The 23,436-nt window shown below is 62.2% G+C and carries 22 protein-coding genes; 15 read left to right on the top strand and 7 right to left on the bottom strand.

Annotated features, from left to right (window positions below; all coding sequences use genetic code 11):
* Positions 1–55: 55 nt before the first annotated feature.
* The 4 genes from JBE38_RS01965 to JBE38_RS01950 all read left to right on the top strand — a co-directional run bounded on the left by JBE38_RS01965 (position 56) and on the right by JBE38_RS01950 (position 4,566).
* Positions 56–559, top strand: coding sequence for an ureidoglycolate lyase (locus JBE38_RS01965; protein WP_090369593.1), 504 nt, complete (start codon positions 56–58; stop codon positions 557–559).
* Between the two features lie 51 nt (positions 560–610).
* Complete coding sequence (locus tag JBE38_RS01960; protein WP_205343436.1) at positions 611–1,909, top strand: urate hydroxylase PuuD; 1,299 nt, start codon at positions 611–613, stop codon at positions 1,907–1,909.
* 93 nt (positions 1,910–2,002) lie between these two features.
* Complete coding sequence (locus JBE38_RS01955) at positions 2,003–3,346, top strand: nucleobase:cation symporter-2 family protein (protein ID WP_205343435.1); 1,344 nt, start codon at positions 2,003–2,005, stop codon at positions 3,344–3,346.
* A 434-nt stretch (positions 3,347–3,780) separates the two neighbouring features.
* Positions 3,781–4,566: an outer membrane protein OmpK gene (locus tag JBE38_RS01950; RefSeq protein ID WP_090369585.1), complete on the top strand. Its 786-nt coding sequence runs from the start codon at positions 3,781–3,783 to the stop codon at positions 4,564–4,566.
* A gap of 46 nt (positions 4,567–4,612) precedes the next feature.
* On the opposite strand, the gene JBE38_RS01945 is transcribed toward JBE38_RS01950, so the two are convergent.
* Together JBE38_RS01945 and JBE38_RS01940 are read right to left on the bottom strand one after the other, a co-directional pair.
* Positions 4,613–5,743 (bottom strand): patatin-like phospholipase family protein, encoded by a 1,131-nt coding sequence (locus JBE38_RS01945; RefSeq protein ID WP_205343434.1) that lies wholly within the window; start codon positions 5,741–5,743, stop codon positions 4,613–4,615.
* 28 nt (positions 5,744–5,771) lie between these two features.
* Complete coding sequence (locus JBE38_RS01940) at positions 5,772–6,707, bottom strand: lipid A biosynthesis lauroyl acyltransferase (protein ID WP_060755979.1); 936 nt, start codon at positions 6,705–6,707, stop codon at positions 5,772–5,774.
* Between the two features lie 119 nt (positions 6,708–6,826).
* Here JBE38_RS01940 and minC point away from each other — a divergent pair, with 119 nt between their 5' ends.
* The 8 genes from minC (at position 6,827) to JBE38_RS01900 (ending at position 15,036) form a co-directional block, all read left to right on the top strand.
* The gene (gene minC / locus JBE38_RS01935; RefSeq protein WP_060755980.1) at positions 6,827–7,564 is read left to right on the top strand and encodes a septum site-determining protein MinC; all 738 of its coding nucleotides are present in this window, start codon (positions 6,827–6,829) and stop codon (positions 7,562–7,564) included.
* Positions 7,565–7,765: 201 nt separating this feature from the next.
* Positions 7,766–8,578, top strand: coding sequence for a septum site-determining protein MinD (minD, locus tag JBE38_RS01930; RefSeq protein ID WP_060755981.1), 813 nt, complete (start codon positions 7,766–7,768; stop codon positions 8,576–8,578).
* A 3-nt stretch (positions 8,579–8,581) separates the two neighbouring features.
* The gene (minE, locus tag JBE38_RS01925) at positions 8,582–8,836 is read left to right on the top strand and encodes a cell division topological specificity factor MinE (RefSeq protein WP_010208824.1); all 255 of its coding nucleotides are present in this window, start codon (positions 8,582–8,584) and stop codon (positions 8,834–8,836) included.
* A 96-nt stretch (positions 8,837–8,932) separates the two neighbouring features.
* Positions 8,933–9,568, top strand: a complete 636-nt coding sequence (locus tag JBE38_RS01920; protein WP_005789965.1) for an RluA family pseudouridine synthase — start codon at positions 8,933–8,935, stop codon at positions 9,566–9,568.
* A gap of 186 nt (positions 9,569–9,754) precedes the next feature.
* Positions 9,755–11,044, top strand: a complete 1,290-nt coding sequence (locus JBE38_RS01915) for a M18 family aminopeptidase (protein ID WP_060755982.1) — start codon at positions 9,755–9,757, stop codon at positions 11,042–11,044.
* A 232-nt stretch (positions 11,045–11,276) separates the two neighbouring features.
* Entirely contained in the window at positions 11,277–11,444 is a 168-nt protein-coding gene (locus tag JBE38_RS01910; protein WP_162492707.1) for a hypothetical protein, read from the top strand.
* A gap of 72 nt (positions 11,445–11,516) precedes the next feature.
* The gene (locus JBE38_RS01905; RefSeq protein WP_104994398.1) at positions 11,517–13,682 is read left to right on the top strand and encodes a mechanosensitive ion channel family protein; all 2,166 of its coding nucleotides are present in this window, start codon (positions 11,517–11,519) and stop codon (positions 13,680–13,682) included.
* Between the two features lie 16 nt (positions 13,683–13,698).
* Positions 13,699–15,036 carry an amidohydrolase gene (locus JBE38_RS01900; RefSeq protein WP_205343433.1) on the top strand — a complete coding sequence of 446 codons (1,338 nt, stop codon included), beginning with the start codon at positions 13,699–13,701 and terminating at the stop codon, positions 15,034–15,036.
* 46 nt (positions 15,037–15,082) lie between these two features.
* Here the strand turns inward: JBE38_RS01900 and JBE38_RS01895 are convergent, their stop codons facing one another.
* From JBE38_RS01895 to JBE38_RS01875, 5 genes are all read right to left on the bottom strand, one after another.
* Positions 15,083–15,307: an MbtH family protein gene (locus JBE38_RS01895; protein ID WP_205343432.1), complete on the bottom strand. Its 225-nt coding sequence runs from the start codon at positions 15,305–15,307 to the stop codon at positions 15,083–15,085.
* Between the two features lie 82 nt (positions 15,308–15,389).
* A complete protein-coding gene (locus JBE38_RS01890; protein ID WP_205343431.1) occupies positions 15,390–16,784 on the bottom strand; it encodes an aspartate aminotransferase family protein in 1,395 nt (464 codons plus the stop codon).
* Positions 16,785–16,929: 145 nt separating this feature from the next.
* Positions 16,930–17,697 carry an N-acetylmuramoyl-L-alanine amidase gene (locus JBE38_RS01885; protein WP_205343430.1) on the bottom strand — a complete coding sequence of 256 codons (768 nt, stop codon included), beginning with the start codon at positions 17,695–17,697 and terminating at the stop codon, positions 16,930–16,932.
* Positions 17,698–17,822: 125 nt separating this feature from the next.
* Positions 17,823–19,142, bottom strand: a complete 1,320-nt coding sequence (locus JBE38_RS01880) for an ATP-binding protein (RefSeq protein ID WP_060755986.1) — start codon at positions 19,140–19,142, stop codon at positions 17,823–17,825.
* Complete coding sequence (locus JBE38_RS01875) at positions 19,142–19,834, bottom strand: response regulator (RefSeq protein WP_060755987.1); 693 nt, start codon at positions 19,832–19,834, stop codon at positions 19,142–19,144. The genes JBE38_RS01880 and JBE38_RS01875 overlap by 1 nt, the downstream gene beginning before the upstream one ends.
* A 174-nt stretch (positions 19,835–20,008) precedes the next feature.
* Here JBE38_RS01875 and dsbD point away from each other — a divergent pair, with 174 nt between their 5' ends.
* From dsbD to dsbG, 3 genes are read left to right on the top strand one after another with little or no spacing between them, the layout of a single operon-like run.
* Positions 20,009–21,739, top strand: coding sequence for a protein-disulfide reductase DsbD (gene dsbD / locus JBE38_RS01870; RefSeq protein ID WP_205343429.1), 1,731 nt, complete (start codon positions 20,009–20,011; stop codon positions 21,737–21,739).
* Entirely contained in the window at positions 21,739–22,590 is an 852-nt protein-coding gene (locus JBE38_RS01865) for a TlpA disulfide reductase family protein (RefSeq protein ID WP_060755989.1), read from the top strand. The genes dsbD and JBE38_RS01865 overlap by 1 nt, the downstream gene beginning before the upstream one ends.
* Positions 22,566–23,327, top strand: coding sequence for a thiol:disulfide interchange protein DsbG (gene dsbG, locus JBE38_RS01860; protein WP_205343428.1), 762 nt, complete (start codon positions 22,566–22,568; stop codon positions 23,325–23,327). Before JBE38_RS01865 ends, dsbG begins: the two co-directional genes overlap by 25 nt.
* Positions 23,328–23,436 lie beyond the last annotated feature (109 nt).

Genomic DNA, 23,436 nt, shown 5'->3' with positions numbered 1-23,436 from the left:
AACGTTCCCACGCAGAGCGTGGGAGCGATCAATAGACAAGATTAAGAAGACAGCCATGCGCACACTGATGATCGAACCCCTGACCAAAGAAGCCTTTGCCCCTTTCGGAGACGTTATCGAAACCGATGGCAGCGATCACTTCATGATCAACAACGGGTCGACCATGCGCTTTCACAAGCTGGCGACGGTAGAAACCGCCACGCCAGAAGACAACGCGATCATCAGCATCTTCCGCGCCGACGCGCTGCCGATGCCGCTGACCGTGTGCATGCTGGAGAGACACCCGCTGGGCAGCCAGGCTTTCATTCCGCTGCTCGGCAACCCCTTTCTGATCGTGGTCGCGCCACTTGGCGATGCACCTGTATCAGGCTTGGTCCGCGCCTTCGTCACCAACGGCAGGCAGGGCATCAATTACCATCGCGGCGTCTGGCACCACCCGGTGCTGACGATCGAAAAGCGGGATGACTTCCTGGTGGTTGATCGCAGTGGCACAGGCAATAACTGCGATGAGCATTTTTTCAAAGAGGATGAGCGTTTGATCCTCGCCCCCCACCAATAAGAGAAGGTCTGATCACCCGACAACAAGGGTGACAGGCGAGAGGTAAAGACTGTGGAAGCACATCTGTTGGAATGGCTGAACCTGAGCGTGCGCTGGGTTCACATGATCACCGGCGTCGCCTGGATCGGCGCATCCTTCTATTTCGTCTGGCTGGAAAACAACCTCAACCGCGTCAACCCCAAGGACGGCCTGGCCGGTGACTTGTGGGCGATCCACGGAGGCGGTATCTACCACCTGGAAAAATACAAACTGGCCCCACCGACCATGCCGGACAACCTGCACTGGTTCAAATGGGAAGCCTATTTCACCTGGATGTCGGGCATCGCGCTGCTGTGCGTGGTGTTCTATTCCAACCCGACCTTGTACCTGCTCGCCCCCGGCAGCAGCCTCAGCGGCCCGGAAGGTGTACTGCTGGGCATCGGTTCGCTGTTCGTCGGCTGGTTCGTCTACTCCTTCCTCTGCGACTCGGCCCTGGGCAAGCGCCCTGCCCTGCTCGGCTTGATCCTGTTCGTGCTGTTGATTGCCGCCGCGTACGGTTTCAGCAAGGTGTTCAGCGGCCGCGGCGCCTACCTGCACGTGGGTGCCGTGATCGGCACCATCATGGTCGGTAACGTGTTCCGCATCATCATGCCCGCCCAGCGCGCATTGGTGGCGGCCATCGCGCAAAACCGCACGCCTGACCCGGCCTTGCCGGCCAAGGGGCTGCTGCGTTCGCGACACAACAACTACTTCACCTTGCCGGTGCTGTTCATCATGATCAGCAACCACTTCCCGAGCACCTACGGCAGCCAATACAACTGGCTGATCCTGGCCGGTATCGCCGTGGCGGCGGTGTTGGTACGGCACTACTTCAACACCCGGCACAACAGCCAGAAGTACGCGTGGACCTTACCGGTCGGTGCGCTGGCGATGATTTGCCTGGCCTACGTGACCGGCCCGAAACCGCTGGCCATCACCCCGGACGTAGCCAAGGCCCCCGCCGCCATCGAGTACCAGCCGTTGCCGGAAACGGCGTTGGGTGGCGGCCTGAAACCTGCTGCGCCGACGGCACCCGCAGCTGAACCGGCGGCTGCACCCGCCCAGGCCACGATTGATTTCGACAAGGTGCACGGGGTGATCCAGGAACGCTGCGCCGTGTGCCATTCGGCCAAGCCCACCAGCCCCCTGTTCAGCACGGCCCCGGCCGGCGTGATGTTCGACACCCCGGCGCAGATCCAGCAGCAGGCGGCGCGCATTCAAGCGCAGGCCGTGGCGAGCCAGATCATGCCGCTGGGCAACATCACCCAGATGACCCAGCAGGAGCGGGATCTGATTGGCACCTGGATCAACCAGGGGGCCCGCACCAACTGATTGGTTCACACAGTTCCAATGTGGGAGGGGGCAAGCCCCCTCCCACAGATTGCGCTCCAAACAACACAACAATAAAAAGATTCGAGGTGTTGCATGTCCCAGTTAGAAACGCAGCCCCCTGCCGCGCCCGCGATGGTGCGCCTGCCCCTCTTGCAACTGCTGCTGGTCGGCCTGCAACACGTCTTGCTCATGTACGGCGGCGCCGTCGCCGTGCCCCTGATCATTGGCCAGGCCGCAGGCCTCAGCCGTGAAGAAATCGCCTTCCTGATCAACGCGGACCTGCTGGTGGCCGGTATCGCCACCCTGGTGCAGTCGTTCGGCATCGGCCCGGTGGGCATTCGTATGCCGGTGATGATGGGCGCCAGTTTCGCGGCGGTCGGCAGCATGGTCGCCATGGCCGGCATGCCCGGGATCGGCTTGCAAGGGATCTTCGGTGCAACCATTGCCGCTGGGTTCTTCGGCATGCTGATCGCACCGTTCATGTCCAAGGTGGTACGCTTTTTCCCGCCGCTGGTGACCGGTACGGTCATTACCGCCATCGGCCTGTCGTTGTTTCCGGTGGCCGTGAACTGGGCCGGTGGCGGCAGCGCCGCCGCCACGTTCGGCTCGCCGATTTACCTGGCGATTGCCGCGCTGGTACTTGCCACCATCCTGCTGATCAACCGCTTCATGCGCGGTTTCTGGGTGAACATCTCAGTGCTGATCGGCATGGCGCTCGGCTATGGCTTGTGCGGCATGCTCGGCATGGTCGACCTCAGCGGCCTGGCGCTGGCACCGTGGGTGCAAGTGGTGACGCCGCTGCATTTCGGCATGCCCAAGTTCGAATTGGCGCCGATCCTGTCGATGTGCCTGGTGGTGGTGATCATCTTCGTCGAGTCCACCGGGATGTTCCTCGCCCTGGGCAAGATCACCGGCCAGGAAGTCACGCCAAAAATGCTGCGCCGTGGTTTGCTGTGTGATGCCGGCGCATCATTCTTTGCCGGCTTCTTCAACACCTTCACGCATTCCTCCTTCGCCCAGAACATCGGCCTGGTACAGATGACCGGCGTGCGCTGCCGCTCGGTGACGATCATGGCCGGGGTCTTTCTGCTGGTGCTGAGCCTGCTGCCCAAAGCGGCCTTTCTGGTGGCATCGATTCCACCGGCAGTGTTGGGCGGTGCAGCGATTGCAATGTTCGGGATGGTGGCGGCGACCGGCATCAAGATCCTGCAGGAAACCGACATCGCCGATCGTCGCAACCAACTGCTAGTGGCGGTGAGCATCGGCATGGGCCTGATCCCGGTGGTGCGCCCGGAGTTCTTCGCCCAGCTGCCGCTGTGGATGAGCCCGATTACCCACAGTGGGATTGCCATGGCCACTCTCAGCGCATTGTCGCTGAACATACTGTTCAACATCCTCGGGGGGGCCGAACGACCCTCTGTCGCCCCTACCCACTGATTCCTTCGTTAACAATAAAAACAATAACGAACAGGGAACCTCCCATGCACGCCATTCACCTGGGGCCGGCCACAAGCCGCGCCCCATTCTCGCCCCACGCGCTCTGTTACGGCGCACTTGAGCCAAGGCCAGAGAGCCAGTATTCTCCGCGCCCGCTCGAATCGACTCAAAAAAAAACAGCGAATGTAAAAGCTGACTGCAAGGCCAACTTATCCGGGCCTAATGTCTGCGGCCAACGTGCACTGAAAACCACTGGACTCGACTGCATCAACTGCAGCCGAAGGCGTTTTATTGGTTTTTTAAACAGCTTGGCGCAGCTCTTGCTAAAAGCATTAAAGCTGACCAAACAGACGATTTTTGCAGCGAACCAAAGGCGCCACACCAGAGCGCCTGCGTAGAACAAAAAACCTAAAACTTTGACTCGGGAGCACCGAATGAAACCTATGTTGAAAGGCCTGATGCTGGCAGGTTCCCTGCTGGCCGGCGGCCAAGCCGTAGCCGGCGATTTGTTGCAGTGGCAGAACAACAGCCTGACCTACCTGTGGGGCAAGAACTTCACCATCAACCCGCAGATCCAGCAAACCGTCACGTTCGAACATGCCGATGCCTGGAAGTACGGCGATAACTTCCTGTTCGTCGACCGCATCTTTTACAACGGCAAGGAAGACGGCAACGTCGGCCCGGACACTTATTACGGCGAGTTCAGCCCACGGCTGTCATTCGGCAAGATCTTCGACAAAGACCTGTCTTTCGGCCCGATCAAAGATGTATTGCTGGCTTTCACTTATGAGTTCGGCGAAGGCGATAACGAGTCATACCTGTTCGGCCCGGGCTTTGACCTGAACATCCCGGGTTTCGACTACTTCCAGTTGAACTTCTACCAGCGCCAGACCGAAGGCAATCGCCCGGGCGACAACATCTGGCAGATCACACCGGTCTGGTCGTACACCATCCCGGTTGGCGACTCGAATGTGCTGATCGATGGTTTCATGGATTGGGTGGTGGATAACGACAAGACCTCCCGTGGCACCTACCACGCCAACCTGCACTTCAACCCACAGATCAAATATGACTTGGGCAAGGCGCTGCACTGGGGTGAAAAGCAGCTGTATGTCGGTATCGAATACGACTACTGGAAGAACAAGTACGGGGTTGAAGACAGCGGCGCATTCAAGACCAACCAGGACACGGCGAGCCTGCTGGTCAAGTATCACTTCTGATTGAGCACTGCACACCCCTGTGGGAGGGGCTTGCCCCCTCCCACACTTAATTTTGTATCAGGCCGAGGAACCGAGTGATTTCCGCGCGCTTGGCCAACGCATCGCGCCGCCCCAGCTCGATCAACTCGCTGCAATAACCCGCCTCGAACAGCAAGTAACTCAATACCCCCGCCCCGCTCGTCCTGGTCGCCCCCGGCCCACGCAGGAACAGGCGCAACGCCGCCGGCAATTCCTGGCGATGCCGCGCCGCGATTTCATCGATCGGCTGGCTGGGTGCAATCACCAACACTTCCACCGGCGCCACTCCGGGGGCGACCTGGCTGAATTGGTTCAAGCGCTCCAGCAGCTCGATATCACTCTCCAGGCTGTCGATGAAGGTGCTGTTGAGCATGTGCCCCCCAATCTGCGCCAGCGTCGGCTGTTGACCGGTGTAGGTGCGTTGCGTGGCAGGCTCATTGCCGCGTGGGTTGCCGCTCACGCCCACCACCAGCACCCGGCTCGCGCCCAGGTGCAAGGCCGGACTGATCGGCGCCGACTGGCGCACTGCGCCATCACCGAAATATTCTTCGTCGAGCTTGACCGGCGCGAACAGCAAGGGGATCGCCGAACTGGCCAACAGGTGCTCCACCGTCAACCGAGCGGGCACACCGATACGCCGATGGCGCAACCAGGCGTCGATGGTACGACCGCCCTGGTAGAACGTCGTCGCCTGCCCGGACTCGTAGCCGAAAGCCGTCACCGCCACGGCATGCAAATGCTGTTTGCGGATGGCCTCGTCAATACCGTGCAGGTGCAGTTTGTCGTTAAGCAGCTCGCGCAGTGGCGTGCTGTTGAGCAGCGCCACCGGCACCTGCGCTCCCAGGCCCAGCAGGCTGTGAATGAAAAAGCGACTGGCCTGGCGGATCACTCCCGGCCAGTCGCTGCGCAACACCAGATGGCTGCGAAAACCCTGCCAGAAGGCGGTAAGGCGTTGGATCGCGGCGGTAAAGTCCGTAGCGCCGCTGGCCAGGCTCACCGCGTTGATCGCCCCGGCGGAGGTGCCGACAATCACCGGAAAAGGGTTCGGCGCTCCCGGCGGCAACAGCTCGGCAATCGCCGCCAACACCCCCACCTGATACGCCGCTCGCGCCCCGCCGCCGGAAAGAATCAAGCCTGTGACCGGTTCAGCTGGGCGCATTGCGTCACTCCATGGGGGAAGTCAGGGTTTACCGACGGCGTTTTTCGTAGAGCTTGGGTTCACCCGGCGGCCGGCTCTTGAAGCGGCGATGCGTCCACAGGTACTGCTCGGGGCATTCGCGTACCGAGGCTTCGACCCACTGGTTGATGCGCAGGCAGTCGATTTCATCGGTTTCGCCGGGGAAGTCCGTCAACGGTGGGTGGATCACCAGGCGATAGCCACTGCCATCGGCCAGGCGCTCCTGGGTGAACGGCACCACCAATGCCTTGCCCAGGCGCGCGAATTTGCTGGTGGCGGTGACGGTGGCGGCCTGGATGCCGAACAGCGGCACGAAGATGCTCTGCTTGGCGCCGTAGTCCTGATCCGGTGCGTACCAGATCGCGCGGCCGGCGCGCAGCAACTTGAGCATGCCGCGCACGTCGTCACGCTCGACGGCCAAGGAGTCGAGGTTGTGCCGCTCGCGCCCCCGCCGCTGGATAAAATCGAACAGCGGGTTCCCGTGCTCGCGGTACATGCCATCAATGGTGTGCTTCTGCCCGAGCAGGGCGGCGCCGATTTCCAGGGTAGTAAAGTGCAGGGCCATCAGGATCACGCCCTTGCCTTCCAGTTGCGCCTGCTTGAGATGCTGCAACCCTTCGACATGGGCCAGCCGTGCCAGGCGCGACTTGGGCCACCACCAGCTCATGGCCATTTCAAAGAAGGCGATACCGGTGGACGCAAAGTTTTCCTTGAGCAGTCGCTGGCGTTCCTTGGCGGACTTTTCCGGGAAGCACAGTTCCAGATTGCGCTCGGCAATACGGCGACGATCGCCGGCCACGCGATACATGCCGGCGCCGAGTAAACGACCAATGGTCAACAACGCCCGATACGGCAACTGAGTGATCAGCCATAGCAGGCCGAGTCCCAGCCATAACAGCCAAAAACGCGGGTGAAAAAATGCAGCTCGAAAACGCGGGCGATCCATTACAGATTCCGGTAAAGACATGGGCCGCGCATTCTACAACGGTTCGACCCGGCTTGCGGCCCGCGGATGTTCTCGTTATAAGTCTCGACACTTTTCGTGACAAGCCGCTTTTGCCGACCATGAGCCAAACCGAACCGCTAGACCAAGATCCCGTGTTCCAGCTGAAAGGCAGCATGCTCGCCATCACCGTACTGGAACTCGCCCGCAACGACCTCGACGCCCTGGACCGCCAACTGGCCGCCAAGGTCGCCCTGGCACCGAACTTTTTCAATAATGCCCCATTGGTACTGGCCCTCGACAAACTGCCGGCCGGCCAGGGTGCCATCGACCTGCCCGGGCTGATGCGCGTGTGCCGCTCCCATGGTTTGCGGACCCTGGCCATTCGTGCCAGCCGTATCGAAGACATTGCCGCAGCCATCGCCATTGAACTGCCAGTACTGCCGCCGTCCGGTGCCCGCGAGCGTCCGCTTGACCCAACCGAAGGCGAAGTGAAGAAAAAACCGGAAAAACCACCTGAGCCGACGATCAAGCCTACTAAGATCATCACCTCACCCGTACGCGGTGGGCAGCAGATTTACGCCCAGGGCGGCGACCTGGTAGTGGTCGCCTCGGTCAGCCCGGGGGCGGAACTTCTGGCCGATGGCAACATCCATGTATACGGCCCAATGCGCGGACGTGCCCTCGCCGGCATCAAGGGTGATACCAAGGCCCGTATTTTTTGCCAGCAGTTGACCGCTGAGCTAGTTTCCATCGCAGGCCAGTACAAGGTTTCAGAAGATTTGCGCCGTGATCCGCTGTGGGGGGCCGGGGTGCAGGTCAGCCTGTCGGGCGACGTGTTGAACATCATCCGGCTTTAACGGATACTGCCGCATTTTCCAAGCATCTCTAGACTCTGATAGCACAGCGAAACCGGCAAGATTTGCGTAGGAATAAGTTAAGACTGGCGCTTCCCCTGCGGAAACAACGGTTTTTTCCTACAAAGGCTGTCCGCCTGCGGCGAGTTTCAAGAGATGTTTTTCAGGGGCTGAAAAGTCCTTTTTCCTTAGGGGTGAAACACCTTGGCCAAGATTCTCGTGGTTACATCCGGCAAGGGTGGTGTGGGTAAGACCACCACCAGCGCCGCTATCGGTACCGGCCTCGCTCTGCGCGGCCATAAAACAGTTATCGTCGACTTCGACGTCGGCCTGCGTAACCTTGACCTGATCATGGGCTGCGAACGCCGCGTGGTGTACGACTTCGTCAACGTCGTCAACGGCGAAGCCAACCTGCAACAGGCCCTGATCAAGGACAAGCGCCTTGAAAACCTGTACGTGCTGGCCGCCAGCCAGACCCGTGACAAAGACGCGCTGACCAAAGAAGGCGTAGGCAAAGTCCTGGCCGAGTTGAAGGAAACCTTCGAATACGTGGTATGCGACTCCCCGGCGGGTATCGAAACCGGTGCTCACCTGGCGATGTACTTTGCCGACGAAGCCATCGTGGTGACCAACCCCGAAGTGTCTTCCGTACGTGACTCGGACCGCATGCTGGGCCTGTTGGCCAGCAAGTCGCAGCGTGCCGAAAAAGGCGAAGACCCGATCAGGGAGCACTTGCTGCTCACCCGCTACAACCCTGAGCGCGTCAGCAATGGCGAAATGCTCGGCGTTGAAGACGTGAAGGAAATCCTCGCAGTGACCCTGCTGGGCGTGATCCCGGAATCCCAGGCCGTGCTGAAGGCTTCCAACCAGGGTGTCCCGGTGATTCTCGACGACCAGAGCGACGCCGGCCAGGCGTACAGCGATGCCGTCGATCGCCTGCTGGGCAAATCCGTGGAACATCGCTTCCTCGATGTCAAGAAGAAGGGATTCTTCGAGCGTATCTTTGGAGGCAACTAAACAATGAAATTTCTCGACTTCTTTCGCGCCAACAAGAAGCCAACGACCGCGTCGGTCGCGAAAGAGCGTCTACAGATCATCGTGGCGCACGAACGCGGCCAACGCAGTACACCGGACTACCTGCCAGCCTTGCAGAAGGAACTGGTCGAGGTGATCCGCAAGTACGTCAATATCGGCAACGATGACGTGCATGTCGCCCTGGAAAATGACGGCAGCTGCTCGATTCTGGAACTCAATATCACCCTGCCCGATCGTTGATCGAAAGGGCGGTCGCCACGGCGGCTCGGTCACCTTGATCCCTGTTGGGGAACGGGGTGGGCGAGCCGCCGTTGGCGTTTGTTACGAGGCTGTTTGATGCCGCTGTCCAATATTCACATCCTGCATCAGGACGACGCCGTCCTGGTGGTGAACAAGCCGACCCTGTTGCTCTCCGTGCCCGGCCGGGCCGATGACAACAAGGACTGCCTGATCACCCGCCTGCAGGAAAACGGCTACCCCGAAGCCCGCATTGTCCATCGCCTGGATTGGGAAACCTCCGGGATCATCCTGCTGGCTCGGGACGCCGACACCCACCGCGAATTGTCTCGTCAGTTTCACGACCGCGAAACCGAAAAAGCCTACACCGCATTGGCTTGGGGCCAGCCTGAGCTGGACAGCGGCAGCATCGACCTGCCCTTGCGCTACGACCCGCCGACCAAACCCCGGCATGTCGTGGACCACGAGTTCGGCAAGCATGCGCTGACGTTCTGGAAGGTGCTGGAGCGCTGCGGCGACTGGTGCCGTGTGGAACTGACGCCAATCACCGGACGCTCGCACCAGCTGCGCGTGCACATGCTGTCGATCGGCCACCCGCTGCTCGGTGACGGCCTATACGCCCATGAACAGGCCCTGGCTGCCTGGCCGCGGTTGTGTCTGCACGCAAGCATGCTCAGCTTCACGCATCCGCAAAGCGGCGAGCGGTTGCGCTTTGAGTGCCCTGCCCCGTTCTAAGCCGGCAATGCGATCAAAATGTGGGAGGGGGCTTGCTCCCGATGGCGGTGTGCCAGTCCATGGATTCAGTGACTGACACTCTGTTATCGGGAGCAAGTCGAATCGTCGCACCGCCCCTCCCACATTTGTTCTGTGCACTTTTCGCCACCAACGGTAAACTCCGCGCATTGCTGTCTGGAGCTATTTATGCGCGAAGCGTTGAATCAAGGCCTGATCGACTTCCTCAAGGCCTCCCCTACTCCTTTTCATGCCACTGCCGCCCTCGCCCAGCGTCTGGAAGCGGCCGGCTATCAGCGTCTCGACGAGCGCGAAACCTGGGCTACCGAAGCCAACGGCCGCTATTACGTCACCCGTAACGATTCCTCGATCATTGCCTTCAAGCTCGGCCGTCATTCGCCGCTGCAGGGCGGGATCCGCCTGGTCGGCGCCCACACCGACAGCCCGTGCCTGCGGGTCAAGCCCCAGCCGGAGCTGCAGCGCCAGGGCTTCTGGCAGCTGGGCGTGGAAGTCTATGGCGGCGCCCTTCTCGCACCGTGGTTCGACCGCGACCTGTCCCTGGCCGGCCGCGTCACCTTCCGCCGTGACGGCAAAGTCGAAAGCCAGCTGATCGACTTCAAGCTGCCCATCGCCATCATTCCCAACCTGGCCATTCACCTGAACCGTGAAGCCAACCAGGGCTGGGCGATCAATGCCCAGACCGAGCTGCCGCCGATCCTCGCGCAATTCGCCGGTGACGAGCGCGTGGACTTCCGCGCCGTGCTCACCGAGCAACTGGCACGGGAACATGGGTTGAATGCCGATGTGGTGCTCGACTACGAGCTGAGTTTCTACGACACGCAAAGTGCAGCGGTGATCGGCCTCAATGGCGACTTCATCGCCGGCGCACGCCTCGACAACCTGCTGTCGTGCTACGCCGGCCTGCAAGCCTTGCTCACCAGTGACAGCGACGAAACCTGCGTGCTGGTGTGCAACGACCACGAAGAAGTCGGTTCCTGCTCCGCGTGCGGCGCCGATGGCCCGATGCTGGAACAGACCTTGCGCCGCCTGTTGCCCGAAGGTGATGAATTCGTACGCACCATTCAGAAATCACTGTTGGTGTCGGCAGACAACGCCCACGGCGTGCACCCGAACTACGCCGAGAAACACGACGCCAACCATGGCCCGAAACTCAACGCCGGCCCGGTAATCAAGGTCAACAGCAACCAGCGCTACGCCACCAACAGCGAAACCGCCGGCTTCTTCCGCCATCTGTGCATGGCCCAGGAAGTCCCGGTGCAAAGCTTTGTGGTGCGCAGCGACATGGGCTGCGGCTCGACCATCGGCCCGATCACCGCCAGCCACCTGGGTGTGCGTACCGTGGACATCGGCCTGCCGACGTTTGCCATGCATTCCATTCGCGAGCTGTGCGGCAGCCACGACCTGGCGCATCTGGTGAAAGTGCTGGGTGCGTTCTATGCGAGCCACGACTTGCCCTGATGCCTGATACTGGGGAAATGTGGGAGGGGGCGCGGTCACTGTGGGAGGGGGCTTGCTCCCGATAGGCCGCGCAGCGGCCTCAAAAATGGGCCTGCTATGCAGGCCATCGGGAGCAAGCCCCCTCCCACATTTTGATTTGGGTGAACCTGACCTGCATCATCTGCACTTTCTGCAATCCGACCTAGACTTGTCAGTATTCCCACTCCGACAAGGCCGTCGCCCCATGATCTCCATGTCCTCTTTCCACGCCATGCTTATCCCGATTCTGATCGGCATGATCATGCTGGCCGTGGGTTTCAACTTTCGTGACAAGCCCCTCGGCGTATTCGGCATGTGGATCGGCATGCTGCTGATCCTGGGTACCGTGGTGTACAAGATCCTCGCCAAACTGGCGGAATGACAAATGCACTCGCATTGGGCATAGCGGCCTCGTACACTCGGTCAATTCGTCGTTTCCAAGGTTGACCGCCTCGTGTTCTCCCGTCTGTTCGCCCTGCCCTGCTCTATCCTGATCGCCCTGCTCACGCTGTTGCCGCTGGCGCCTGCCCAAGCCGTGAGCTTGCCCGGCCTGCTGGGCAGCACCACCAAACCGCAACCCCAGGCCGAAGTGCCCCTGGGGCAGTCGCTGGATGAGGTGATCAAGACCCTGGAAAACGACCAGCAGCGCACTCAGCTGCTGAGCGACCTGAAGAAGCTGCGCGAAGCCACCCAAAAGGCTCAACCCGCCGCCGAACAAGGCGTACTCGGGCTGATCGGCGGCACCCTGGCGGGCCTTGAATCGCAGTTTTCCGGGGCCGACAGCCCGTTGGGGCGCTGGTCCAATGAAGTCGACCAGGCCAAGGATGAACTCAGCGCCCTGATGCTGCCGGCCAGCGAGTGGCTGCCGATCATTTTCGGCTTTGCCGTGATCCTGGCGGTCTGGAGCCTGCTGGCGGCGGCGCTCATCTGGCTCAGCCACCGCGTACGCGAACGTTTCGGCCTGCCGGAAGAACTGCCGCAACACCCGCGCACCTGGGACATGGTGCGTTTCGCCCTGCGCAAGCTGGGCCCCTGGATGATCGCCTTGATCATCACGGTTTACCTCAGCTACGCCCTGCCCTCGTCCCTGGGCAAATCCCTGGCGATGGTGCTGGCCTATGCGCTGGTGGTTGGCACCTGTTTCTCGGCGATCTGTGTGATTGCGTTCTCCGTGCTCGATGGTCCGCACCGCCACCGCGCCCTGTATATCCTGCGTCACCAGGCTTTCCGCCCGCTGTGGTGGATCGGCAGCTTTGCCGCGTTCGGCGAAGCCTTGAGCGACCCACGGCTGGTCCAGGCCCTGGGGCAGCACCTGGCTCATACCGCCGCGACCGTCGCCAATGTGATGGCGGCGCTCTCCACTGGCGTGTTTATCCTGCGTTTCCGTCGCCCCATCGCGCACCTGATTCGCAACCAACCGCTCTCGCGCCGCCTCACCCGCCGCGCCCTCACCGATACCCTGTCCATCATCGGCACCTTCTGGTATTTGCCGGCGCTGCTGCTGGTGGGCATTTCGCTGTTCGCCACGTTCCTGTCGGCGGGCGACACCAGCACGGCGCTGCGCCAGTCACTGTTGTGCACGGTGTTGCTGGTGCTGTGCATGGTGATCAACGGCCTGGTACGCCGCCACGCCCTCAAGCCGCAACGCGGGCACAAGCGTCATGCCTTGTACTCCGAACGCCTGAAAAGCTTCGTCTACACCCTGGCCCACCTGCTGGTGTGGCTGGTGTTCATTGAACTGGGCCTTCGTGTGTGGGGCCTGTCGCTGATCCGCTTTACCGAAGGCGACGGCCATGAGATCAGCGTCAAGCTGTTCGGCCTGGGCGGCACATTGCTGTTTGCCTGGCTGATCTGGATCCTCAGCGACACGGCCATTCACCACGCCCTGACCCGCTCGCGCAAAGGCCTGGCCAACGCCCGCGCGCAAACCATGATGCCGTTGATCCGCAACGTGCTGTTCGTGACCATCTTCATCATCGCCGCTATCGTCGCCTTGGCGAACATGGGCATGAACGTCACGCCACTGTTGGCAGGTGCCGGTGTGATCGGTCTGGCCATCGGTTTTGGTGCTCAGTCGCTGGTGGCGGACTTGATCACCGGCCTGTTCATCATCATCGAAGACTCCCTGGCCATCGATGACTACGTGGACGTCGGCGGCCACCTCGGCACCGTCGAGGGCCTGACTATTCGTACCGTGCGCCTGCGCGACATCGACGGCATCGTGCACACCATCCCGTTCAGTGAAATCAAGAGCATCAAGAACTACTCGCGGGAGTTCGGCTACGCGATTTTCCGGGTGGCGATCCCCTACAACATGGAAATCGACGACGCGATCAAGCTGATGCGCGACGTCGGCCAGAAAATGCGCAACGACCCGCTGCAACGCCGCAATATCTGGTCACCGCTGGAGATTCAAGGGGTAGAAAGCTTCGAATCCGGCAGCGCCATCCTGCGGGCACGCTTCAAAACCGCGCCAATCAAGCAGTGGGAAGTGTCGCGGGCGTTCAACCTGTCGCTCAAGCGTCATCTGGATGAAGCCGGGCTCGATCTGGCGACACCGCGCCTGAGCGTGCAGGTGGTCACGGCCGGCAGCGTGCAGGAGAAAGATCAACAACAATAAAGAGGGAGAGGTCCTTATGCGTTTAACCGGTCTGACACACCCATGGGTTTTCGGCGTGTTGTGCGGGGTCGCCAGCAGCGCGGTGATTGCCGCCAGCGGCGGCCAGGAAAGTGCCCGGGAAGAAATCGCCGCCCAAGCCAAAATGCTCGAACCGGTGTTGCTGGAAACCCGCCGCGATCTCCACGCCCATCCCGAGCTGGGCAATACTGAACAGCGCACCGCCGAACTCGTCGCCAGGCAATTGCGCGACTTGGGCCTTGAGGTCAAGACCGGCGTGGCGCGCACCGGTGTCGTCGGCATCTTGAAAGGCGCCCTGCCCGGCCCGACCGTGGCGTTGCGCGCCGACATGGATGCGTTGCCGGTCAAGGAAGTCGCCGACCTGCCGTTCGCCTCCAAGGCCAAGGGCACTTACCTGGGCAAGGAAGTCGACGTGATGCACGCCTGCGGCCACGACGCCCACACCGCCATCTTGCTGAGCACGGCGAAAATCCTCAGCGGTATGCGCGACCGCCTGCCCGGCACCGTTGTGTTCTATTTCCAACCCGCTGAAGAAGGCCCAAGCGACTTCATCCCCGACGGCAAAAACACCTGGGGCGCGAAGATGATGGTGCAGGAAGGCGTGATGAAGGCCCCCAAGCCGGACGCAGTGTTCGGCCTGCACGTGTGGGCCGGCGTGCCCGCCGGGCAGATCGCTTACCGTCCTGGTCCGACCCTGGCCAGTTCCGATGACCTGCGCATCAAGATCCTCGGCAAACAGACCCACGCCGGCCGCCCGTGGGACGGCATCGACCCGATCACCGTCGGCGCGCAGACCATCGTCGGCCTGCAAACCGTGGTCAGCCGCCGTACCGACATCTCGTCATTCCCGTCGGTGGTCAGCATCGGCACCATCAATGGGGGGACGCGCTATAACATCATTCCCGAATCGGTGGACATGAGCGGCACGATTCGCTCCTACGACTACGGCATTCGCCAGAAGCTGCACGCGGATGTGCGTCAGACGGTGGAGAAAATCGCTGAAAGCGGGGGCGCCAAGGCCGAAGTCACGATCATCGAGAAATACGACCCCACCATCAACAACCCGGCCCTGACCGAAAAGATGCTGCCAAGCCTGCGCTGGGCGGCCAAGGATGATGTGGTGCAAGGCCCGTTGGTGGGCGGTGCCGAAGACTTCTCGTTTTATGCCAAGGAGGCACCGGGGCTGTTTGTGTTCCTGGGAGTGACGCCACGCGATCAGGACATGAGCAAGGCTGCGCCGAACCATAACCCGGGGTTCTTTGTGGATGAATCAGCGTTGGTGGTGGGCGTGAGGACGCTGGCGTCGTTGGCAACAGACTACCTGTACACCCGCTGAAACACCGCTGTGGCAAGGGAGCTTGCTCCCTTGCCACAAAACTGGATCAGCCGGCCAGCGCCGCAGCGTCCATCTTCTGGCGCAGGCTCAGCGGGCGCATGTCGGTCCAGACCTCCTCGATGTAGGCCAGGCACTCTTTCTTCATGCCGCTCTTGCCCACGGTGCGCCAGCCTTCCGGCACGGCCTTGTAGTCGGGCCAGATGGAATACTGCTCTTCATGGTTGACCACAACCTGGAAGAGGATGTCGTCGCGGTCGAATACTGAGGTCATTGCTGTTCTCCATCGCTCAAAGGCTGGCTGCGCACCACGCGCAGCGCTGATATCTGTAGAAACGTACCAGGCGTACGAAAAATTAGACGTCGGCGAGCGCTGCCACCACGGCGCGCCCGAAGATCTCGGCCACACGGTCGATCTCGGCAGCGGTGATCACCAGGGGCGGCAGAAAACGCACCACGCCGCCATGACGGCCACCCAGCTCCAGGATCAGACCGCGCTTGAGGCACTCGCGTTGTACCAGCGGTGCCAATTGACGGTGTACCGGTGGATGGCCCTGGATATCGAGTGTGCCGTCCGGGTCCACCAGCTCCACCCCGAGCATCAGCCCTCGCCCACGAATGTCACCCAATTGCGGCACATCCCGTTGCAGGATGCGCAGGTGTTCAGCCAGGCGTTCGCCCATGGCGGCGGCGTGGCCGGCCAGGTCGTGTTGCTTGAGATGGCGCATCACTGCCGAACCTGCCGCCATCGCCATCTGGTTGCCACGGAAGGTTCCGGCATGGGCGCCCGGCAGCCACGTGTCGAGCCAGTCGCGATACACCACCACCGCCAACGGCAGGCTGCCGCCGATGGCCTTGGACATCACCACCACGTCCGGGATGATGCCGGCGTGCTCGAAGGCGAACATCTTGCCGGTACGGCCGAAGCCGCTCTGGATCTCATCGACGATCAGGGCCACCCCGGCCCGTTCGGTGATGCGCCGCAGGCCGCGCAGCCAGTCGAGATCGGCGGGAATCACCCCGCCTTCACCCTGCACCACTTCGACAATCACCGCGGCCGGCAGCGTTACGCCGGCTTCCGGGTCATTGAGCAGGTTTTCCAGGTAATGCAGGTTGACCCGCACGCCTTGCGCACCGCCCAGGCCGAACGGGCAGCGGTAATCGTAGGGGTACGGCAGAAATTGCACGCCATTGGCCAACAGGGCGCTCAACGGTTTCTTCGGCCCCAGGCTGCCCATCAGGCTCAGTGCGCCCTGGCTCATGCCGTGATAACCGCCCTGGAATGACAACACCGTACTGCGGCCGGTGGCGGTGCGTACCAGTTTCAGCGCGGCTTCCACCGCATCCGTGCCGGTCGGCCCGCAGAACTGGATTTTCGCTTCCCGCGCCAGCGCCGGCGGCAGCAGGCCGAACAGGTCCTGCACGAATTGGTCTTTGACCGGGGTGGTCAGGTCGAGGGTGTGCAGCGGCAGTTCATCGCTGAGTACCTGTTGAATGGCCTCGATCACCACCGGGTGGTTATGGCCCAGTGCCAGGGTGCCGGCACCGGCCAGGCAATCGATGAAACGCCGCCCCTCCACGTCCTCCACATAGATGCCCTTGGCGCGCTTGAGTGCCAGCGGGATACGGCGTGGGTAACTGCGGGCGTTGGATTCCTGTTGGCGTTGGCGGGCCAGCAGTGGCGTTTCCTCGAAGTGGTAGAGGGTTTCGTGCAGTTGGGTGTCTTCGGTGCGAATGGTGGCGACGGACATTTCTCGATCCCTCAATACGCGGGTGGGGTGAGCAGACGGGTGATCCGTGGGTCTACGGATGGCATGTTCTGAAGACGCACCAGCGGCGGGGGGATTTAGGGGAACGCAGTGCTTATCCGTTTTTCGGTAACGCCCGTCCCGACCATCAGATCCCCCGGTACCGCTCATTCAACGCATACAGAACCGCACACGTTTCCCCATCCAGCTCCCCGCAATAATCCCGCGACCGAAAGTGCATCTGAAATGCCCGGGTGCGCTGTTCAAATGCCTGGCGATTCTTCGCCGGCGCATAGCCATAGCGCTGGAAAGCCCGTTCCACCTCGACCTCCGGCGGCAGCCCGAGGCAAAACCGGCGTTGGTACATGGCCCGCGTCGCCTCATCGAACCAGGCGCCGATCCCCGCTTCATACAAGCACCGCCAAGGCAGTTGCGGCCCCGGGTCACGCTTGCGCCAATACGCCACATCCGAATGGCCCAGCACGTCGGCCGGCCCGATCTGTGGGTAGCGCCCCAGAATGTCACCCAACAAGGCAATCAACATATCGACCTGCGCCGCCGGGTATGCCGGAAAAGTAAACACGCCGCCGTCATCGCGCGCCAGGTTGACGATCTCGATGCCAATCGCCCGGCTGTTGAGATTATCCCGCCCTCCCCAGTGGCTTGCACCGGCATGCCAGGCGCGCTTGTCTTCGGGTACCAGGCGAAATACGCGCAACTCGTCATAACCGCTGGCGCGATAGCCGGGCTCATTCGGGTCGGGCAACAAATAGTGCGCGCTGACACCGCCCTGGGTCAGCGTATTCAGGGATGAGCCGAACGGCGCCGCGGTGTAATGCAGCACCACCTGCCGCACGGGCTCGCCGTGACGTTCATTGAAATCCTTGGAAGGGAAACTGCTATCGATGATCAACATAAGGACCGTCCTTTTTCACTACAGGCCGAATCATTCAGCCCGTTCGAGCACAAAAAAATTACCGCCATCCTGAAGCGCTCAGGTTCAGGCAGGCGGTAACTATTTGGCACTTGAAAAAGAACGGCTCAGCGCCGCAATGGCATCCCCAAATCCACGCGCAGGCCGTCCGGCCGGCTGTCGAACTTCAACGAGCAGGAACAACGCTGGACGATGGCCTGCACAATTGCCAGGCCCAGGCCGCAGCCCTCGCTGTTGCCGTTGCGCCAGAAACGTTGCGTCAGGTATTGCAGGTCCTCGCTGGAGATCTGTTTGCCATGGTCACGCACCCGGAAGATCACGTTATCGGTCGCGGTCAGCACGCTCAGCTCCACCCGCGTATCCGCAGGCGTGTGACGCAGGGCGTTGTCCAGCAGGTTGCGCAGCGCCGCGACCGCCAGGCCCACCGGCATTTCAACCGGGGTGGCCGAGAGGTTGTCGGGCAGGATCAGGTCGATACGCCGGTTGTCACCCGCATTGGCGTCCTGGATCGCCAGGCGTGCGACTTCCTCGGCACTGGAGTGCATGCCGTCATCGAACGACAGGTTGCCCTCCACCCGCGCCAACAGCAGCAGTTGCTCCAGGGTACGGTGCAGGCGGTCAGCGCCTTCCTCGGCATGGGCCAGGGACTGGTCGCGGGCCGCGCCTTCGGTCATGCGCGCCACCTGCAGGTGGGTCTTGATCGCCGTGAGCGGGCTGCGCAGCTCATGGGCGGCGTCGCCGGTCAGGCGACGTTCGCGCTCGATGGTCTTGGCGATGCGTTGCAGCAGTTGGTTCTGGGTGTCGAGCAGCGGCTTGAGTTCGCTGGGCAACGGGTGGATCTGCAGCGGTTCAAGGGAGTCGACACTGCGGCGCATCAAGGCATCACGCATGCGATTGAGCGGCACCAGGCTCTGGCCGATGCCCAGCCACAGCAGGCACAGGCAACCCAGCAAGGCCACACCGACCGGCACGGACGCCGCCAGCAGGATCGACAGGTTCAACGCCTCGCGCTCCACCTGGCGGTCGGCGGTGGTGATCAGCAAGTCGCCACGGGACAGGGTGAAACTGCGCCAGCTCACACCGTCGATGACCTGGTCGCGAAAGCCGCTCTGGCGCGACTCCAGCCCTTCATCCGGGGTGGTATGGCTGCGTGCGAGGATCTCGCCCCGCAATGAGCTGACCTGGCAGGCCATGCCGCCCGGTACATTCAGTTGCTCGGTGCGCAAATGCGCACCGCCACTCACACTGGCCAGGCCCGGCATCTGCTCGGTCAGCCCCGCCACCATGCGGGCCGATGCCACCAGGCGTTGGTCGAGGGAGAACATCATCTGGTTGCGCAGATCGTTGAGCATCCAGGCGGCCGCCAAGGCCCAGATCAACACAAAAGCGGCGCCCAGCTTGAATGTCAGGCGCAGGCGCAGGCTCATCACGAAGCGTTGTCTCCCGCCGCCGGGCCGTCATCCGCCGTGCCCAGGCGATAGCCCAGGCCGCGCACGGTCTCGACGATACCGTTACCCAATTTGCGCCGCAGGTGATGGATGTGCACGTTCAACGCGTTGCTTTCCAGTTCATCGTTGAAGCCGTAGACGCTGTCCTTGAGCTGTTCGCTGGAGAGCACGCGGCCCTTGTTGTGCAACAAGGCTTGCAACAGCGCCTGTTCGCGACGGGACAGGTCCACCGGCTGGCCACCCAGGAAGGTCTCGCGACTGCTCGGGTCATAGGCCAGCCGGCCATGTTCGATCAGGTTGACGCTGCGCCCCGCCACACGCCGCAGCAGGGTTTGCAGGCGGGCGGCGAGTTCGCGCAGGTCGAAGGGCTTGAGCAGGTAGTCATCGGCGCCGGCTTGCAGGCCGTCGACGCGGTTGGTCACCGAATCGCGCGCGGTGAGGATCAGCACCGGGATTTCCAGGCCCTGGCTGCGCTGTTGCTGCAACAGCTTGAGGCCGTCTTCATCGGGCAGGCCGAGGTCGAGCACCATGATGTCGAACGTCGCCGCCTTGAGCATCGCCCGCGCCGCCGCGGCCGAAGCGACGCGCTCGACGGTGAAACCCTGGGCGGTCAGGCCGGCCACGATACCGCTGGCGATCAGTTCGTCGTCTTCACAGACCAGTACGTGCATGCTGAACCCTTCATAAAAGATGGGGAGATTAAAGTCTGGGCGGATTAAGCGCAGATTATGCCGTGAAAAGAGGCGCGCTCAGACTTTCCCTACACTCTAGAATAGCGCCGGTTAATCATCGGTTAATCAACGCCACACATTGTGTGCTCACTTGCATCGAACTAAGGCTTGACCATGCGGCATCTGTTTACCTTTTTGCTGGTGTTGTTCGCGGGGTTCGCCCAGGCTGCGCCGGGCAGTAATCCTTTCGAGACCAAACCCGACTTCCTCCCGGTGGGCAAAGCCTTCACGTTTACCTCCGAGCGCCTGGAAAGTGGCGAGACCCAGCTATATTGGCAGATTGCCGACGGTTATTACCTGTACAAGCAGCGCATGAAGTTCGACGGCCTGGCCGACAAGCCCGCGCTGCCGCAGGGTGAAGCCCATAGCGATGAGTTTTTTGGCGAGCAGGAAGTGTATCGCCAGGGCCTGGAAGTGAAGATCCCGGCGGGTGTCACCGGCCAGGTCAAACTCGGTTGGCAGGGCTGTGCCGATGCCGGCCTGTGCTATCCGCCGCAGTCGATCACCGTGGACCTGGGCGGTAACCCTGCCGTTGCCGCCACCACCCAGGCCCAGGACCAGAGCCTGGCCAGCGGCCTGCAACAACGCAGCCTGGGCTGGAGCCTGCTGGTGTTCTTTGGCTTGGGCCTGCTGCTGGCGTTTGCGCCGTGTTCGTTGCCGATGTTGCCGATCCTCGCCGGCCTGGTTGTCGGCAGCGGCGCCAGCCCGCGCCGTGGTTTCGCCCTGGCCAGCAGTTATGTGGTGTGCATGGCCCTGGTGTATGCAGCGCTCGGCGTGTTGGCTGCGCTGCTTGGCGGCAACCTTGCCGCGCTGCTGCAAACCCCGTGGATCCTGGGCAGTTTTGCCGCGCTGTTTGTGATCCTCGCCCTGCCGATGTTCGGTTTCTTCGAGCTGCAACTGCCGGCCTTCCTGCGTGACCGCCTGGACAACGTCAGCCGCCAGCAAAGCGGTGGCAGCCTGGTGGGCGCGGGCATGCTCGGTGCGCTGTCCGGCCTGCTGGTGGGGCCGTGCATGACCGCGCCGCTGGCCGGCGCCCTGCTGTATATCGCCCAGAGCGGCAATGCGCTGCACGGTGGCCTGATTCTGTTCGCCATGGGCATCGGCATCGGCGTGCCGCTGTTGCTGCTGGTGACGGTGGGCAACCGCTTCCTGCCCAAGCCAGGCACCTGGATGAATGTGCTCAAGGGCATCTTCGGCTTCCTGTTCCTGGGCACCGCCGTGCTGATGATCCGCCCGGTCATCAACGAAAGCCTGTGGCTCGGCCTGTGGGGCGCACTGGCGCTGGTCATGGCCTACTGCGGCTGGATATTGGCCCGCGAATACGGGCTGGCCGCCAAGGTATTGGGTGCAGGCTCGCTGGTGCTGGGCCTGTGGGGCGCGGTGCTGGTGGTCGGCGCGGCCGGTGGCAGCGATGACCTGTGGCAACCGCTGAAGGTCTATAGCGGCTCGCGTGCCGCCGCCGCAACGACTGGCCATGATGCGTTCATGACCATTAACGACCCGGCCGTGCTGCAAAGCCAGCTCGACGCCGCCAAGGCTCAAGGCCAATGGGTGCTGGTGGACTACTACGCCGACTGGTGCGTGTCGTGCAAGATCATGGAAAAACAGGTGTTCGGCAAATCCGAAGTCATGGATGCCCTGAAAGACGTACGCCTGCTGCGCCTGGACGTCACTGCCGATAACGCGGCCAGCCGCGCCCTGCTCGGCCGCTACCAGGTGCCGGGGCCACCCAGCTTCGTGTGGATCGGCCCGGACGGTGAAGAACGCCGCGCCCAACGCATCACAGGCGAAGTGGATGCCGCCGGCTTCCTGCAACGTTGGACACACACCCGGGACGCGCTCTGATGCTGACCCTGACCATCGGCACCTTCGCCATTGCCCTGAATCACATCCTGTTGATCAGCGCGCTGATTCTCGCCACTTTGGTGGGTTGGCGCGTGGCCAAGCGTGGCGGGGAAAACCCGGAATCCGTGCTGTTCAGCCTGTTCCTGCTGGGCATGCTGGTGGCACGCGCCAGCTTTGTGCTGATGTACTGGAACGAGTACCGCAACGACTGGTTGCAGATGGTCGACCTGCGCGATGGCGGCTTTCTCGCCTGGCCCGGCGTGATCGCGCTGGTGCTCGGCGCGCTGGCCTACGGTTGGCGTCGCCCGCCCCTGCGTAAACCACTGAGCGCCGGGGTTATCACCGGGCTGGTGTTCTGGGGCATGGGCAGTATGTCCTTGAGCCTCTACGACAAAGGCGCGCAGTTGCCGGACATCACCTTGCGCAATGCCAATGGCGATGTGGTGCAACTGGCTGATTACAAAGGCGGCCCGCTGGTGATCAACCTATGGGCCACCTGGTGCCCACCGTGTCGCCGCGAAATGCCGGTGCTGGAACGCGCCCAACACCAACGGCCCGACGTGACCTTCCTGTTCGTCAACCAGGCCGAAAGCATGCAAAGCGTCAGCACCTTCCTCGCCACCCAGGGCCTGACCCTCGACAACGTGTTGTTTGACGCCAGTGGCCGCCTCGGCCAAGCCGTAGGCTCCATGGCGTTGCCGACCACCCTGTTTTATCAAGCCGATGGGCGGCTGATCAACAGCCACCTGGGCGAGCTGTCCCAGGCCAGCCTGGCCCGCGCCATGGAACCCTTCGACTCAGCCCCTGCCGCCACAAGGAAACCGACATGCCAAGCCTCCGCCACCTGCTGACCCTGCTGCCATTGACCCTGGCCGCCGCCATGGCCCAGGCCGAAGACTGGCCGGCGCCGATCAAACAGATCGAAGCCAAGGGCGCCAAGATCCTCGGCAAGTTCGAAGCCCCCAGCGGGCTCACCGGCTACGCCGCGCAATACCAGAACCGCGGCATGGCGCTGTACCTGACCGCCGACGGCAAAAGCGTGCTCGCCGGCAACCTGTACGACGCCCAAGGCAACGACCTGAGCAGCGCGCCCCTGGAAAAACTCGTATACGCGCCGATGGCCAAGGAAGTCTGGGCCAAGATGGAACACAGCAACTGGATTCAGGACGGCGATAAAAACGCGCCGCGTATTGTCTACCTGTTCAGCGACCCCAACTGCCCCTACTGCAACATGTTCTGGGAACAGGCCCGCCCGTGGGTAAAAGCCGGCAAGGTGCAGCTGCGCCACATCATGGTCGGCATCATCCGCGAAGACAGCCCCGGCAAGTCGGCCGCCCTGTTCGCCGCCCAGGACCCGCAAAAAGCCCTGGCCGAACACGAAGCCGCCGGCAAGGGCAGCAAGTTGCAGGCGCTGGACAAGATCCCGGCGGCGATCGAGGCCAAGCTGGATGCCAATATGAAATTGATGGATGAGTTGGAGTTGTCGGCCACTCCGGCGATTTTTTATCTGGATGACAAGGGTGGGTTGCAGCAACAGCAAGGGGCACCTTCGCCGGAGAAGTTGGTGAAGATCATGGGGCCCAAATAGGCGGCGCCTGGACTGACGCCATCGGGGGCAAGCCCCCTCCCACACTTTGAGTTGTGAATACCTTCAAAATGTGGGAGGGGGCTTGCCCCCGATGGCGTCAGTCCAGGCG

The sequence above is a fragment of the Pseudomonas sp. ICBG1301 genome, from assembly GCF_016918385.1.
Lineage (GTDB): Bacteria > Pseudomonadota > Gammaproteobacteria > Pseudomonadales > Pseudomonadaceae > Aquipseudomonas > Aquipseudomonas palleroniana.
Note: the sequence above shows the minus strand (reverse complement) of the source record. Positions and strands in the feature narration are given on the sequence as shown.

Excerpts from the sequence above, each read along its gene's own strand:
- JBE38_RS01965 (WP_090369593.1), top strand. The coding sequence starts at position 56 with ATGCGCACACTGATGATCGAACCCCTGACCAAAGAAGCCTTTGCCCCT.
- JBE38_RS01955 (WP_205343435.1), top strand. The coding sequence starts at position 2,003 with ATGTCCCAGTTAGAAACGCAGCCCCCTGCCGCGCCCGCGATGGTGCGC.
- JBE38_RS01950 (WP_090369585.1), top strand. The coding sequence starts at position 3,781 with ATGAAACCTATGTTGAAAGGCCTGATGCTGGCAGGTTCCCTGCTGGCC.
- JBE38_RS01945 (WP_205343434.1), bottom strand. The coding sequence starts at position 5,743 with ATGCGCCCAGCTGAACCGGTCACAGGCTTGATTCTTTCCGGCGGCGGG.
- JBE38_RS01940 (WP_060755979.1), bottom strand. The coding sequence starts at position 6,707 with ATGGATCGCCCGCGTTTTCGAGCTGCATTTTTTCACCCGCGTTTTTGG.
- minC (WP_060755980.1), top strand. The coding sequence starts at position 6,827 with ATGAGCCAAACCGAACCGCTAGACCAAGATCCCGTGTTCCAGCTGAAA.
- minE (WP_010208824.1), top strand. The coding sequence starts at position 8,582 with ATGAAATTTCTCGACTTCTTTCGCGCCAACAAGAAGCCAACGACCGCG.
- JBE38_RS01920 (WP_005789965.1), top strand. The coding sequence starts at position 8,933 with ATGCCGCTGTCCAATATTCACATCCTGCATCAGGACGACGCCGTCCTG.
- JBE38_RS01915 (WP_060755982.1), top strand. The coding sequence starts at position 9,755 with ATGCGCGAAGCGTTGAATCAAGGCCTGATCGACTTCCTCAAGGCCTCC.
- JBE38_RS01910 (WP_162492707.1), top strand. The coding sequence starts at position 11,277 with ATGTCCTCTTTCCACGCCATGCTTATCCCGATTCTGATCGGCATGATC.
- JBE38_RS01900 (WP_205343433.1), top strand. The coding sequence starts at position 13,699 with ATGCGTTTAACCGGTCTGACACACCCATGGGTTTTCGGCGTGTTGTGC.
- JBE38_RS01895 (WP_205343432.1), bottom strand. The coding sequence starts at position 15,307 with ATGACCTCAGTATTCGACCGCGACGACATCCTCTTCCAGGTTGTGGTC.
- JBE38_RS01890 (WP_205343431.1), bottom strand. The coding sequence starts at position 16,784 with ATGTCCGTCGCCACCATTCGCACCGAAGACACCCAACTGCACGAAACC.
- JBE38_RS01885 (WP_205343430.1), bottom strand. The coding sequence starts at position 17,697 with ATGTTGATCATCGATAGCAGTTTCCCTTCCAAGGATTTCAATGAACGT.
- JBE38_RS01880 (WP_060755986.1), bottom strand. The coding sequence starts at position 19,142 with ATGAGCCTGCGCCTGCGCCTGACATTCAAGCTGGGCGCCGCTTTTGTG.
- JBE38_RS01875 (WP_060755987.1), bottom strand. The coding sequence starts at position 19,834 with ATGCACGTACTGGTCTGTGAAGACGACGAACTGATCGCCAGCGGTATC.
- dsbD (WP_205343429.1), top strand. The coding sequence starts at position 20,009 with ATGCGGCATCTGTTTACCTTTTTGCTGGTGTTGTTCGCGGGGTTCGCC.
- JBE38_RS01865 (WP_060755989.1), top strand. The coding sequence starts at position 21,739 with ATGCTGACCCTGACCATCGGCACCTTCGCCATTGCCCTGAATCACATC.
- dsbG (WP_205343428.1), top strand. The coding sequence starts at position 22,566 with ATGCCAAGCCTCCGCCACCTGCTGACCCTGCTGCCATTGACCCTGGCC.